At 72.8% G+C, this 12728-nt stretch carries 12 protein-coding genes; 4 read left to right on the top strand and 8 right to left on the bottom strand.

What is annotated here, in order from left to right; all coding sequences use genetic code 11:
- The first annotated feature begins 37 nt into the window (after positions 1-37).
- On the top strand, positions 38-712 hold the full coding sequence (locus ASF17_RS09470) for a J-domain-containing protein (RefSeq protein WP_082475247.1): 675 nt from the start codon (positions 38-40) through the stop codon (positions 710-712).
- Positions 713-734: 22 nt separating this feature from the next.
- Here ASF17_RS09470 and ASF17_RS09465 read toward each other — a convergent pair whose 3' ends face one another.
- A complete protein-coding gene (locus ASF17_RS09465; RefSeq protein ID WP_082475246.1) occupies positions 735-2288 on the bottom strand; it encodes a SulP family inorganic anion transporter in 1554 nt (517 codons plus the stop codon).
- A 231-nt stretch (positions 2289-2519) separates the two neighbouring features.
- On the opposite strand from ASF17_RS09465, the gene ASF17_RS09460 reads away from it, so the two are divergent.
- Complete coding sequence (locus ASF17_RS09460; protein ID WP_156357375.1) at positions 2520-2828, top strand: hypothetical protein; 309 nt, start codon at positions 2520-2522, stop codon at positions 2826-2828.
- A gap of 60 nt (positions 2829-2888) precedes the next feature.
- On the opposite strand, the gene ASF17_RS09455 is transcribed toward ASF17_RS09460, so the two are convergent.
- Entirely contained in the window at positions 2889-4319 is a 1431-nt protein-coding gene (locus ASF17_RS09455) for a nucleobase:cation symporter-2 family protein (RefSeq protein ID WP_082475245.1), read from the bottom strand.
- Positions 4320-4580: 261 nt separating this feature from the next.
- On the opposite strand from ASF17_RS09455, the gene ASF17_RS09450 reads away from it, so the two are divergent.
- Positions 4581-5876, top strand: a complete 1296-nt coding sequence (locus ASF17_RS09450) for a M23 family metallopeptidase (RefSeq protein WP_055798783.1) — start codon at positions 4581-4583, stop codon at positions 5874-5876.
- Here ASF17_RS09450 and ASF17_RS09445 read toward each other — a convergent pair.
- Positions 5873-6811, bottom strand: coding sequence for a LysR family transcriptional regulator (locus ASF17_RS09445; protein ID WP_055798780.1), 939 nt, complete (start codon positions 6809-6811; stop codon positions 5873-5875). The two genes, ASF17_RS09450 and ASF17_RS09445, sit on opposite strands and share 4 nt — an antisense overlap.
- 71 nt (positions 6812-6882) lie before the next feature.
- Here ASF17_RS09445 and ASF17_RS09440 point away from each other — a divergent pair, with 71 nt between their 5' ends.
- Entirely contained in the window at positions 6883-7863 is a 981-nt protein-coding gene (locus ASF17_RS09440; protein WP_082475244.1) for an EamA family transporter, read from the top strand.
- 73 nt (positions 7864-7936) lie between these two features.
- On the opposite strand, the gene ASF17_RS09435 is transcribed toward ASF17_RS09440, so the two are convergent.
- The 5 genes from ASF17_RS09435 to ASF17_RS09415 form a co-directional block, all read right to left on the bottom strand.
- Positions 7937-8410 (bottom strand): hypothetical protein, encoded by a 474-nt coding sequence (locus ASF17_RS09435; protein ID WP_055798776.1) that lies wholly within the window; start codon positions 8408-8410, stop codon positions 7937-7939.
- Positions 8411-8828: 418 nt separating this feature from the next.
- Entirely contained in the window at positions 8829-9761 is a 933-nt protein-coding gene (locus ASF17_RS09430) for a hypothetical protein (protein WP_055798773.1), read from the bottom strand.
- Positions 9758-10459, bottom strand: coding sequence for a response regulator (locus tag ASF17_RS09425; protein ID WP_235476518.1), 702 nt, complete (start codon positions 10457-10459; stop codon positions 9758-9760). Before ASF17_RS09425 ends, ASF17_RS09430 begins: the two co-directional genes overlap by 4 nt.
- On the bottom strand, positions 10452-11825 hold the full coding sequence (locus ASF17_RS09420; RefSeq protein ID WP_055798771.1) for a sensor histidine kinase: 1374 nt from the start codon (positions 11823-11825) through the stop codon (positions 10452-10454). Before ASF17_RS09420 ends, ASF17_RS09425 begins: the two co-directional genes overlap by 8 nt.
- A gap of 149 nt (positions 11826-11974) precedes the next feature.
- Positions 11975-12598 carry a superoxide dismutase gene (locus ASF17_RS09415; protein ID WP_055798767.1) on the bottom strand — a complete coding sequence of 208 codons (624 nt, stop codon included), beginning with the start codon at positions 12596-12598 and terminating at the stop codon, positions 11975-11977.
- Positions 12599-12728: the final 130 nt, after the last annotated feature.

Raw genomic sequence — 12728 nt, 5'->3', positions numbered from 1 at the left:
CTGACCGGCCCGGCGCGTTCGGCGTACTCTCGCGCGCATGGAACAGCGATCGGGCTCCGGTGATGACGGCGGGACGGCTCGGGCAGGAGGCGCAGGAGGCGCAGGAGGCGCGGGGCGAGCAGGAGGCGCGGGCCCGGCACAGGGTCAGGCGAGCGATCCCCGGGTCGCCGCGGCCCGCTACCGCACCGACGGTGCGGCTCCCGCCGCCGACGCTCCGACCGACAACCGCACCGCGGCCGAGATGCGAGCCTGGGCCCGCACGGCCATCGACCAGGCCATCGCGCGCGGTGACTTCGACGACCTGCCGCTCGCCGGCAAGCCGCTGCCCGGTCTGGCCGGCGACACGGTCGACCCCGACTGGTGGATCCGGGGCCTGATCGAGAGGGAGGGGCTGACCGGGCTCGCGCCTCCGGCGCTCTCGTTGCGGACGGAGCATGCGACGTTCGAGCAGACCCTCGACGGGCTGTTCAGCGAGGCGGCCGTGCGGGCGCACGTCGACGACTACAACGCGCGGATCATCGAGGCGAGGCGGCAGCTGCGCGGCGGCCCGCCCGTGGTGACGCCGACGCGCGACGTCGACGCCGAGGTGCTGGGCTGGCACCGCCGCCGCATCGAGCGCCGCCAGCGCGAGGCCGCTGCCGTGCCGCCGCCCCCGCCGTCGTGGCGCGAGCGCCGGGCCCTCCGTCGAGAGCTGCGCCGCCGCCGCGCGTAGGCGCGCTGCGCGCAGCCGCCGCTCAGCTGCCGAGCCGGCCCGTCAGCCGCCCGTGGAACTCGGTGCTGCGCTCGTCGAGGCCGACGAACTCGACCTCGACGCCGTGGGCGGCGTACTTCGTGCCGACGGCGTCGAGGGCTGCGACGCTCGAGGCGTCCCACACGGAGGCGCGGGTCAGGTCGATCGTCACCCGTGCCGGGTCGTCGGCGTACGAGAAGTGCTCCACGAGATCGTTGCTGCTGCCGAAGAACAGCGGCCCGATCACGTCGTAGCGGACCGAGGCGTCGCGCCCGGGCCCTGCACTCCCGGGCGCGCCGTCGTCCGCCCGCGCCGCGCCTCCTTCGACGGTCCGCTCGACCCGGATCACGTGGGCGATCCGCCGCGCGAACAGCACCATCGCGAGCAGCACGCCGACTGCGACGCCGAGGGCGAGGTTGTCGGTCGCGACGACGACGGCGACGGTGACGACCATGACGAGCGTCTCGGGGATCGGCACGCGCCGCAGCGTCGACGGCCGGACGCTGTGCCAGTCGACCGTCGAGATCGCGACGATCATCATGACCGCGGCGAGGGCGACCATCGGGATCCGCGCCATCACCTCGCTGAGGGCGGTGACGAGCAGCAGCAGGAACAGCCCCGCGACGACGGTCGACACCCGGGTGCGGGCGCGGCCGATCTTCACGTTCACGACGGTCTGGCCGATCATGGCGCAGCCCGCGATGCCGCCGTAGGCGCCGGCGGCGATGTTCGCGACGCCGAGTGCCCACGACTCCTTGCCCTTGCGTGACGGCGTCTCGGTGATGTCGTCGACGAGCTTGGCGGTCAGCAGGGTCTCCATCAGGCCGACGAACGCGACGCTCAGGGCCGTCGGCAGGATGATGCCGAGCGTCTCGAGCGAGAACGGCACGAGCCAGGGGGTGAGGCCGGGCAGCCCGCCGCCCATCTCGCCCTCGTCGCCGACGGTGGTCACGTCGAGCCCGGCGGCCACGACGATCACGGTCACGACGACGATGGCGACGAGCGGCGCCGGCACGGCCTTGGTCAGACGCGGCAGCAGCACGACGATCACGATGGTCAGCACGAAGAGCGGGTAGACGATCCACGGCACGTCGATGAGGTGCGGCACCTGCGCCATGAAGATCAGGATGCCGAGGGCGTTGACGAAGCCGATCATCACCGAGCGCGGGATGAACCGCATGAGGCGGGCGAGCCCCGCCGTGCCGAACGCGATCTGGATGACGCCGGCGAGCAGCACGGCCGGCAGCACGTACTCGACGCCGTGCGCGCGGACGAGCGGGGCGATGACGAGCGCGACCGAACCGGCCGCGGCCGTGACCATGGCGGGTCGACCGCCGAGCAGCGACATGACGAGGGCGAGCACGATCGAGGCGACCAGGCTGACCATCGGGTCGACGCCGGCGATCACCGAGAACGAGATGACCTCGGGCACGAGGGCGAGCGTGGTGACGATGCCGGCCAGCGCCTCCCGGGTCAGGAGGCGCGGTGACCGCAGGACGCCGAGGACCGTGTCGTCGCGGTGCGGCCGCACGGCGGGCGCGGAGGAGGGAGCGGTCACGGGGACTCCTGGGGGAAGAAGGGGGGAGGGGTGCCGCGATGCGGCGCGTTCGACTGTAGGCGACGGACGCGGGCCGTCCGCGTGTCCGTTCGCCCGTGCGCGTTCGCGGGGGTGCGGCCGCAGCTGCAGGAGGCGCGGCTCGTCGCTCGCGCGTCCGGCGCGACCCGCGAACGATCCCGGGTCCGCCCTGGGGCCGATGACAGCGCGGTGCCGGAGCGCGAGACTCGATCCATGAGCTCAGTGGACGACGGCCGTATCGTGCGGCGCATCTTCGCCGGCCTGCTGGTCGTCGTGACCCTGCTCGGTCTGGCGATCCTCTGGCTGGGGCGCGCCTCCTTCGCGGTGCTCGACGCCGCGGGTGAGGAGGCGCCTCCCTTCACCGCCTGCTCGGTCGACTACCCGACGTGCACCGATCCGCAACCCGTGCTGATCGTGTTCGGATCGGCGATGGTCGTGGCCGCCCTCGTCGCCCTCGTGGTGATGCTCGTCTCGCGGCGACGTCGCCACCGCCACAAGCCGGGCCGCCGCCCCCGCCGCTGAGCCCCGCCGCCAGGTCGCCGCCAGGGCCGCCCCGCCGCGGAGACCCGCTGCCGGAGGAGCTCAGGAGGCGCGGGTCGGGTCGCCCTGGTCGGCCGCGGCCGGGGCGGACGGCCCCCGCACGGCATCGTGCGCCGACACGTCGCGGTCGCTGCCGCCGAACCTCCGCTGCTGCGACTCCGAGTTGAGCAGCAGGTTGAGCAGCACGGCGACGAGTGCCCCGGCGCTGATGCCCGAGTCGAAGATGATCGTGAACCAGGTCGGGAACTGCGCGTAGATGTCGGGGCTGACGGTCGGCAGCAGGCTGACGCCGAGCGCGACCGCGACGATGAGGATGTTCGAGTTGTTGAACCGCACCTTCGACAGCGTGCGGATCCCGCTGGCCGCGACCATGCCGAACAAGGCGACGCCGGCGCCGCCGAGCACCGCGAGGGGCACGCCCTCGACGACCGCGCCCAGCGCCGGCACGAGACCGAGCACGACGAGGATGACCCCGGCGAACGTCGCCACGTAGCGCGATCGCACGCCGGTGATGCTGACCAGGCCGACGTTCTGGGCGAAGGCCGTGTACGGGAACGTGTTGAAGACGCCGCCGATCACGGTCGAGAGGCCGTCGGCGCGCAGGCCGTCGGCGAGGCGGCGCGGGGTGACGGGCTCGTCGACGATCTCGCCGACCGCGATGATGTCGCCCGTCGTCTCGGTCATGATCACCAGGCCGACGATGCACATCGAGACGATGGCGCTGATCGGGAAGGTGGGCAGGCCGAAGTGGAAGGGCAGGGCGAGGCCGAACCAGGCGCTCTCGCCCACGCCGCTCCAGTCGGTCAGGCCGAAGGGCAAGGCGACGAGCGTGCCGATGACGAGTCCGAGCAGGATCGACACCCGCTGGATCGCCGGAGGCGCGAACCGCTCGATCAGGATGATCAGCAGCAGGGTGCCCGCGGCGAAGCCGATGTCGAGGGGTCTGCCGAAGTCCGCCGAGCCGGTGCCGCCGCCGACCCAGCCGGCCGCGACGTCCATCAGCGAGACGCCGATGATGAGGATGACCGTGCCGGTCACGATCGGCGGGAAGAACCGGACGAGCCGGGAGAAGAACGGCGCGAGCAGCATCATGAACAGGCCGCTGGCGATGACGGAGCCGTAGATCGCGGTGATCCCGTACTCGCCGCCGATGACGATCATCGGCCCGACGGCGGCGAAGGTGCAGCCCTGCATGAGCGGCAGCCGCACGCCGAACCGCCAGAACCCGATCGACTGGATGATCGTGGCGATGCCGGCGACGAGGAGGTCCGCGCTGATCAGGTAGGCGATGTCGCCCGGCTCGAGCTCGCCCATGCCGACGAGCGCCCCGCCGACGATCAGCGGCACGGCGACCGCGCCGGCGTACATCGCGAGCACGTGCTGCAGCCCCAGCGGGAACAGCCGTCTCAGCGGCGGGATCCGGTCGACGGGTCGCTTCTCGGGCTTCTCGACGGTCTGATCGCTCGTGGTCATGGTGCCTCCGGAATGTCCTGCATCGGTCGTGACGACGCTAGGGCACGCTCGTCACCCGGATGCGACGCGCATGTGACGACCGTGTTAAGCCAGGGGTTCACTCCGCAGGGGGAGGGATGCCGAGGAGGCGCGGATCCAGCCGGTCGTCATCCCCAGACCGGGGGCGTTTCCGTCTCGGCGAGAGGTCATCACGATAGTCTTGGCAGGCCCGTCGGCACTCGTCGAGGGATGTCCCAGCCGTTCTGACCGAGACTGAGAAGCATGCATCGCCTCACCACGCGCCCCGACCTCGTCGGGTCGACCCGCGCCTCCCGGGGTCGTCGCGTCGTCACGACCGCTCTCGCCGTCGTCGGGTTGAGCGTCGCCTCGCTGCTCGTCGTCCCCGCCCAGGCCCAGGCCGCCGCCCCCACCTGGCAGCAGGTCGAAGAGGCCCGTGGCTCGGAGGCCAGCAAGAAAGAGGCCATCGTCGAGGTCGAGGCGGCACTCGAGGCGGCCACGAACCGCGCCGCCGACGCGCAGAAGGCCGCCGACGCCGCGGGTGAGGCGCTCGTCGCCGCGCAGGCCGCCGTCGACGAGGCCAACGCCCGTCACCGGTCGATCCAGAAGAAGGCGGATGAGGCGGGTCAGCAGGCCGAGTCGTCCGAGATCGTGGTCGGTCAGGCCGCGGCCATGCTCGTCCGCCCGTCGAGCAGCGGCAACCTGAGCGACCTGCTGTCGTCGGGCGACGGCGCCGAAGACGTCCTCCGCGGTCTCAGCATGTCGAGCAAGATCGGCGAGAACCTCGAGGCGCTGCGCGACCGCGCCGTCGCCGCCGACAACCTCGCCACGTCGCTCGCCGACCAGGCCAAGGTCGCCCTCGACGAGCGCGACCGTCTCGCCGACGAGGCCGACTCGGCGCTCGACGAGGCCGTCGCCGCCAACGAGGCCGCCAAGGCCGACGCGTCGTCGATCGACACCCAGAAGACCATGCTCGCGGCCCAGCTCGTCGCCCTCCGAGACGACCGCGTCTCGATCGAAGAGGCGTACCGCGACGCGAAGGCGGCCGAGGCCGCCGCGGCCCGGGCCGTCGGTCAGGCCGGCGCCGCCGGCACCGGCCCCATCAGCGTCGGCGCGGGCTCCGGCCCCGGCACCACGCAGCCCGACCCCGGCACCGGCTGGGTCGCGGCCATCCGCTCGTTCGGTTCGTACCAGGCGTACGGGTACCGCATCCACCCGATCACCGGCGCCTGGAAGCTCCACGCCGGTGCCGACTTCGGCGCCTCGTGCGGCACCCCGATCTACTCGATCGCCGCCGGCACGGTCACCTACGCCGGCCCCGCGGGCGGTTACGGCAACCTCGTGATCATCGACCACGGCGACGGCATCAGCAGCGCCTACGGCCACATGGAGTCGTCGGGCATCTACGTCTCGCAGGGTCAGACCGTCACCCCGGGCCAGAACATCGCGGGCGTCGGCACGGCCGGCGGCTCGACCGGGTGCCACCTGCACCTCGAGGTCCGCCAGAACGGTCTCGCGACCGACCCCGTCGCCTACCTCGCCACGCAGGGCGTCCGCTAGCCCGACCTCCGGCGCCGCGCCTCCTCCGAGGCGGCCTCGGTGACCCGCGCCTCGGCGAGCAGCTCGTCGACCACGAGCCGCACGGCCGGTCGAACGGCGCGATCAGGGCGCATGAGCGCCTCGATGTGCCGCCCCGCGTGCACGTTCTCGAGCGTCGCGAGGTGGAACCGGCCCGCCGCCCGCCCCGCCGAGGTGTGCCGCGGCACCAGGGCGATGCCGTGACCCGCGGCCACCATGTTCTCGAGCAGCGGCAGGTGCAGGCTGCGGTACACCACGTCGGGCGTCACCCCGGCCCGCAGCGCCATCGCCGCCAGCACCCGGTCGATCGGGTACCCGACGGGCACGCCGATCCAGCGGTCGCCGATCACGTCGGTCATCGTCACGCGCTCCCGCCCCGCCAGGGGGTGATCGAGCGGCATCGCCACCTCGAGCGGCTCGCGCAGCAGCGGCACGACCGTCGACCCCGCGAGGTCGGGAGGCGCGACGCCGTCCGACCGGTGCCCCACCACGACGTCGAAGTCGGCCGTCAGTCGGGGGAACTCGTCTTCGCTGACGTCCCGGTCGTCGATCTCGACCTCGACGGCCGGGTGTCGCCGCATCCGGGTCACGAAGCCCGGCACGAGCAGCTCGGCCGCCGACGGGAACACCGCGAGCCGCACCGCACCCGACGTGCCGCCGCGGACGGCCTCGAGGGTCGCCTCGGCCTCGGCGACCGCCGTCGACACGGCCACGGAGGCGCGGGCGAGCGCCTGCCCCGCCTCCGTCAGCCGCACCCCGCGACCGACGCGTCTCACCAGCTCGACGCCGAGCTGCCGCTGCAGGGTCTTGAGCTGCTGCGAGACGGCGCTCGGCGAGCGGTGCGTCGCCGCGGCGACGGCGGTGACGCTGCCCCGCTCGTCGAGCTCGCGGAGCAGTTCGAGGTGCTGCACGTCCATGAAGGGAGGCTACAAGGTCACCTCGCCGATCCGCGCTGGTCCTGCAACGACACCTCCGCCAGCATGGAGCCATGAGCCCCCGCGACCGCCTCCTCGCCCTCGTCGTCGCGGTCTGCTGGGGCGTGAACTTCCCGATGACGGCGCTGGCGCTCGAGCACTTCCCGCCGTTCCTGCTGGTCGCCGTGCGCTTCGCGCTGCTGGCGGTGCCGACCCTGCTGCTGGTGCCGCGTCCGGCGATCCCCTGGTCGCGCCTCCTGATGGTCGGCTTCGCCCTGGGCATCCTCCAGTTCGGGTTCCTGTACCTCGGCATGAAGGCGGGCATGCCGTCGGGTCTCGCGTCGCTCGTGCTGCAGGCGTCGGCGCCGTTCACCGTCGTGATCGCGGGCATCTGGCTGCGCGAGCGGATCACGCGGCGGCAGGCCATCGGCATCGGGATCGCCGTGCTGGCCCTGGCCGTGATCGCGGTGCACCGGTCGCAGGTGGCGGCGCTGCTGCCCGTGGTGCTGTGCCTCTGCGCGGCGCTCGGCTGGGCGCTCGGCAACGTGGCCGTGCGCCGGGCGGCGGCCCCGAACCCGCTGCATCTGACGCTGTGGATGTCGGTCGTGCCGCCCATCCCGATGCTCGCGCTGTCGTTCGTCGTCGAGGGCCCCGCGCGCATCGGCGAGACGTTCGCGACCGTGTTCACGCTCGACGCGCTGCCCGCGGTCGTGGGGCTGCTCTACGTGGTGCTCGTCGCCACGGTGCTGGGCTACGGGCTGTGGACGCGCCTCCTCGCGACGTACCCGTCGAGCACCGTCGCACCGTTCTCGATGCTCGTGCCCGTGATCGGCGTGCTGGCCTCGTGGATCGCGTTCGACGAGGTGCCCGACCTGGTCGAGCTGATCGCCGGAGTGATCGTGGTGGGCGGGGTGCTCTTCGCGAGCCGGGTGCCGCGGTCGCCGGTCGCGCCGCTCGCACCGGCCGCCGCCGACGAGACCCCGGCAGGAGGCGCGGCGGAGGTCGGGACCGCGGGCGTCGTCCCCCCGGGCGGTGCGCCCCAGAGGGTCCGCTGACGCTGACGCTGACGCTGACGCTGACGCTGACGCTGGCGCTGGCGGGGGCGTTGACGCCGACGTCGTCCCGGGGTCAGGCGTCCGGTCGCGTCGGCTGCACCGGCTCGCGACGGAGCCGCTCGTAACGGACCAGGCCCCGGGCGGCGAGCCCGGCGGTCGCGACGGCGCCGACGACCGCGGCCCACCCGGGGACGCTGAGGGAGGGGGAGTCCGAGGCCACGACGACGAACCCGACGGCGAGGCCGGCGACGATCGACCCGAGCGCGATGCGGCGTCGGGGGTGGCGGCGTCGGCGATCGACGAGGCGCGCCGCGATCAGGGCGACGCTGACGGCGAGGAGCGCCAGGAGAGCACCGACGAAGCCGGCGACCGGTGCCGCGAACAGGTACGACGAGGTCGACACCCCCGCGGGGGCCCCGATCCCCGACACGATGGCGATGACGACGACCACGGCGACCCCGAGCAGCGTGCCGCTCGCCATGGCCCGCACGATGAGCCCGAACACGAGACCCGCGTCGGGGCCCGGCGTGCCTGAGGAGTCGCTCACCCGTCCAGGCTAGCCCTGCCGCCCTGCCGCCCTGCCGCCCTGCCGCCCTGCCGCCCTGCCGCCCTGCCGCCCTGCCGCCCCGTTCGACGGCCTGCCTCGAGAGGGCCGGCCTCGAGGGGTCGCCTCATCGGGCCCTGTGATCGCCGACGAGCCATTACGAGTGGATGCGTAATCGCTCGTCGAGGGAAGGGGTCCTCCGCAGGCGGCAGGTGAGTCGACCCCCGACGCCGGCACGCACAGGCGCAGGACCTGCGGGCCTGATCTGCTCGCGGGCGTACTGCAGACCAGGCCGACAGATCGCCCCCGATCCCCTGCTGTCCCTCTGATCGCAGTTTAGGCACCCGTTGCACGGATGTGCAGCCCCCGCACAGGGGCTCTTCACCGCCACCGAGAGGCGCTACGGCGGCCGGCCCCGCCCCTATCGCCGCGCGGGCGTCCGCGTCTCGAGCACCCGCTCGACCGTCCGGTTCGCCTGGGCGACCTGCTCGACGTCGACCTGGGCGAGCAGCTCGCCGTAGTCGTGCGGCACCGTCAGCTGACGCCGCCATTCGGCCTGGTAGAGCGCCTCCAGGTAGCCCGACGACTCCCGGCAGGCCGCATCCGCCGTCGCCAGTCGGATCTCGTCGCTGCTGATCGGTGACGACGGGTCGCCGGAGCCGAACTCCGAGGCCATCTCGACGGTGGGCATCCCCGCGGGCGACCGCGGGAGCGTCTTCTCGAGCGCCTCCGTCGCGAACGTCCCCGACTCGAAGACGTCGCTGTCGATCAGGCACGACCGCCACTCGTCGGCGGTGTCGAGCACGTCGTCGTCGCGGCGCGCCTCCGAGAACGCGGCGTCGCTCAGGCGGATCGCGATCGACGACGTCAGGTCGTCCTGCGCCAGCTCGGGATGCTCGCTCAGCACCTCGTCGCCGCAGCGCATCCGCGCCTCGAAGACCGGATCGGCGAACACCGTCGTCGAGTAGGTGCGCCAGGCCGTGGCCCCGGGGTCGTCGGTCGGCGCCACGTGATAGCCGCGTGCCCGGGCGTCGCTCAGGTCGAAGGCCCGCACCGCCTGCGACTCGAGCGCGTTCGTCGCCGCGTCGACGTCGCGCCAGGGCACCTCGACGTCGGTGAAGCCGGCCTCCTGCAGGCACGGCTCGATCAGCAGCTCCTCGGCGTAGGTCAGACGCGTGGTGCTGGGGCCCATGTACCGGTCGAGGGGCATGACCCAGTCGCCCCGGTTCTGCTCAGGGGGCTCCGGCAGTTCGTAGGGGGCGTTCGCCGGGATGCCGACCGCGATCACCCCGGCGACGATCACCCCGACGGCGACGGCGGTGACCCGTCGGGCGAGGGGCTCTCGCGAGGTCACCCGCGCCTCCGGTCGGAGCCCGACACCACGCCGTTCTCGTAGGCGAAGACGACGATCTGCACGCGGTTGCGCATGCCCAGCTTCTGCAGCACCGACCGGACGTGGCTCTTGACCGTGGCCTCGCTGAGATACGCCTCGGTCGCGATCTCGGTGTTGCTGAGCCCGCGGGCGACGAGGGTGAACATCTCGCGCTCGCGGGGCGACAGCGGCGCGAGCGGGTCGACCCGGGGCGGCGCGGTCGGGGGCACGGCGAACTCGTGCACGACGTCGAGCGCGGCGCCCGCCGTCGGCACGGGGTCGCCCGCGTAAGCCGCGCGGATCGTCGTGATGACGTCGTCGGGTGTCGCGTCTTTGGTGAGGAACGCGTACGCCCCGGCCTTCAACGCGCCGAAGACCGCCTCGTCGCGCTGGATCGTCGTCAGCGCGACGACCCGGGGCAGATCGTCGGGCGACACCCCGTCGAGGATCCGCGCCGTCGCCTCGAGCCCGTTCATCACCGGCATGCGGAGGTCCATCAGCACGACGTCGGGCGACTCGCGGGCGACGAGCTCGAGCGCCTCGCGACCGTCGACGGCCGTGCCGACGCACGCCAGGTCGGGCTGCGCCTCGATCAGCATCCGCAGCCCCGACGCGAAGAGCGGCTGGTCGTCGACGACCGCCACGCGGATCACGCGGGCCGGCTCGGTGAGGTCAGGCATGGAGGTCTCTCTCGTCGTGTTCGGCGGCAGGGGAGGAGGCGCGGGGAGGGGCGGCAGGGGCCGATGCGGCCGGCGCGCCCGCTCCGTCGAGCAGGGTGCGCGGGTAGTTGCCCGTCGACGCCCCGGAGGTGCGGGCCGAGTCGGCGCGCCGCCGGGTCGGCACGAACACGGTCACCTCGAAGGCCGACCCGTCGCTCGACGGCTGAGCCGTGAGCCAGCCGCCGGCCAGGCGGGCCCGCTCGGTCATGCCCCGCACCCCGGCTCCGCGGTCGACCCCGGCGCGGGCGGCGACCAGAGGGGCGCCTCGCCCTCGCGAGGTGACGAGCAGCGACAGCCCCGGCTCGCTCCAGTCGAGGGCGATGACCACCGTGCTCGTGGTGCCGGCGTGCTTGAGGGCGTTCGTCAGGCTCTCCTGGACGATCCGGTAGACGGCGAGCTCCTGCGAGGGGGCCAGATCGCCGGGCTCGCCCTGCGACGTGACGGTGATGGCCATGCCGACCTCGCTCATCGACGAGACCAGGCCGTCGATGTCGGCGAGGGTCTCGCGGGGCGCCGTCACGTCGTCGTCCTGCGTGATGCGCTCGACGAGGCGTCGCACGTCGAGCAGCGCCGTTCGCCCGACGTCGGCGATGTTCTGCAGCGACTCGGCGGTGACCTCGGGGCGGGTGTGCTGCAACGCGATCGCGCCCTGGGCCTGCGACACGACGACGGCCAGCGAGTGCGCCAGCGCGTCGTGCACGTCGCGCGAGATGCGCGCACGCTCCTGGGCGATGCGGAGCTCGAAGTCGGTCGCCTCGAACCGGGTCTCGGTGGCCTCGAGGGCGCGCCGGATGACCAGCACCCGCCGGATGCTCGCGAAGGCCACGCCGATCGCCCACGCCCCGGCGAAGACGCCGAAGAGCGCGGCGGTCAGCAGCGAGAACTCGAGTCGCAGCCCGCCGGCGGCGCCGGTGCCGACCCAGCTGCTCCAGACGTAGGGGCGGGTGATCGTCGGCACGGCCAGCAGCCACGCGCCGAGGGCCGCCACCCCCGCGGCGATCAGCAGAGCCGCGAGACGCAGCCAGGGCGACGGCCGGACGGCGACGAAGAACATCACCAGGGCGATCGCGACGTACGCCCCCCAGGTGTCCTCTCGAGGGGCCTCGACGATGCCGAAGAGCTGCAGCACCGGCACGACGACCACCAGCACGAGCGCCGTCGTGGGCATCCAGTACGCGAGCCCGATCGCCAGGGCGAAGAGCCCGAAGACGACGGCGTTGTCGGCGACCCCGCCGTTGCCCCAGGTGCTGGCGACCCAGAAGCCGAAGTAGACGATCGCGCTGATCGGCGCGACGACGTGCCGCCCCCACCGCCGTACGTTCGTCATGCCGTCACGTTAGGCGAGATGCGGGGTGAGCCGCGCCTCCTCGGCTCCGGATTCAGCCTGGGGGTGCAGTGGGCCGGGCGGGGGAGGAGACGACGCGAGGGCGCGTCCGCCGAAGCGGACGCGCCCTCGGAGAGAGACGATCGAGACGATCAGAAGCCGGTCAGCAGGCCCTGCGTCTTGGTGGTCGCGGCGGCGTAGCGGGCCGCGACGTTGTCCCAGTTCACGATGTTCCAGAAGGCCTTGACGTAGTCGGCGCGCACGTTCTGGTAGTCGAGGTAGTAGGCGTGCTCCCAGACGTCGAGCATGAGCAGCGGCACGAGACCGAACGGCACGTTGCCCTGCTGGTCGAAGAGCTGGAAGACGCTGAGCTTCTCGCCGAGCACGTCGTACGCGAGCACCGACCAGCCGGAGCCCTGCACGCCGAGAGCGGTCGCGGTGAAGTGCGCCTTGAACTTCTCGAGGTCGCCGAACTCGGAGCCGATGGCCTCGAGCAGGTCGCCCGTGGGCTCGCCGGCGTCGGGGGTCAGGTTCGTCCAGAAGATCGAGTGGTTGACGTGGCCGCCGAGGTTGAACGCGAGGTCCTTCTCGAGCTTGTTCACGTTGGCCAGGTTGCCGGTCTCGCGGGCCTCGGCGAGGGCGGCGTTGGCCGTGTTCGCACCGGTCACGTACGTGTTGTGGTGCTTCGAGTGGTGCAGCTCCATGATCTTCGCGCTGATGTGCGGCGCGAGCGCTGCATAGTCGTAGGGGAGATCGGGCAGGGTGTACTCAGCCATGTGGGGTCCTTTCGAGTTGACCTCCGTCCACCGTACGACCTCCACCCATGCCGGGGTCAACGTTCTCCCAGCGTCATCGCAGAGTCCGTGTCGCGCCGACGCCCGCCGTCGCTCGCTAGGGTGAGGCGGA

Source organism: Frigoribacterium sp. Leaf263 (assembly GCF_001422285.1).
GTDB lineage: Bacteria > Actinomycetota > Actinomycetes > Actinomycetales > Microbacteriaceae > Frigoribacterium.
This window is presented reverse-complemented; position numbering and strand designations above follow the sequence as displayed.

Bases quoted from the DNA above. Each gene is read 5' to 3' on its own strand.
- ASF17_RS09470 (WP_082475247.1), top strand. From the start codon at position 38: ATGGAACAGCGATCGGGCTCCGGTGATGACGGCGGGACGGCTCGGGCA.
- ASF17_RS09460 (WP_156357375.1), top strand. From the start codon at position 2,520: ATGAGCTCAGTGGACGACGGCCGTATCGTGCGGCGCATCTTCGCCGGC.
- ASF17_RS09455 (WP_082475245.1), bottom strand. From the start codon at position 4,319: ATGACCACGAGCGATCAGACCGTCGAGAAGCCCGAGAAGCGACCCGTC.
- ASF17_RS09450 (WP_055798783.1), top strand. From the start codon at position 4,581: ATGCATCGCCTCACCACGCGCCCCGACCTCGTCGGGTCGACCCGCGCC.
- ASF17_RS09445 (WP_055798780.1), bottom strand. From the start codon at position 6,811: ATGGACGTGCAGCACCTCGAACTGCTCCGCGAGCTCGACGAGCGGGGC.
- ASF17_RS09440 (WP_082475244.1), top strand. From the start codon at position 6,883: ATGAGCCCCCGCGACCGCCTCCTCGCCCTCGTCGTCGCGGTCTGCTGG.
- ASF17_RS09425 (WP_235476518.1), bottom strand. From the start codon at position 10,459: ATGCCTGACCTCACCGAGCCGGCCCGCGTGATCCGCGTGGCGGTCGTC.
- ASF17_RS09420 (WP_055798771.1), bottom strand. From the start codon at position 11,825: ATGACGAACGTACGGCGGTGGGGGCGGCACGTCGTCGCGCCGATCAGC.
- ASF17_RS09415 (WP_055798767.1), bottom strand. From the start codon at position 12,598: ATGGCTGAGTACACCCTGCCCGATCTCCCCTACGACTATGCAGCGCTC.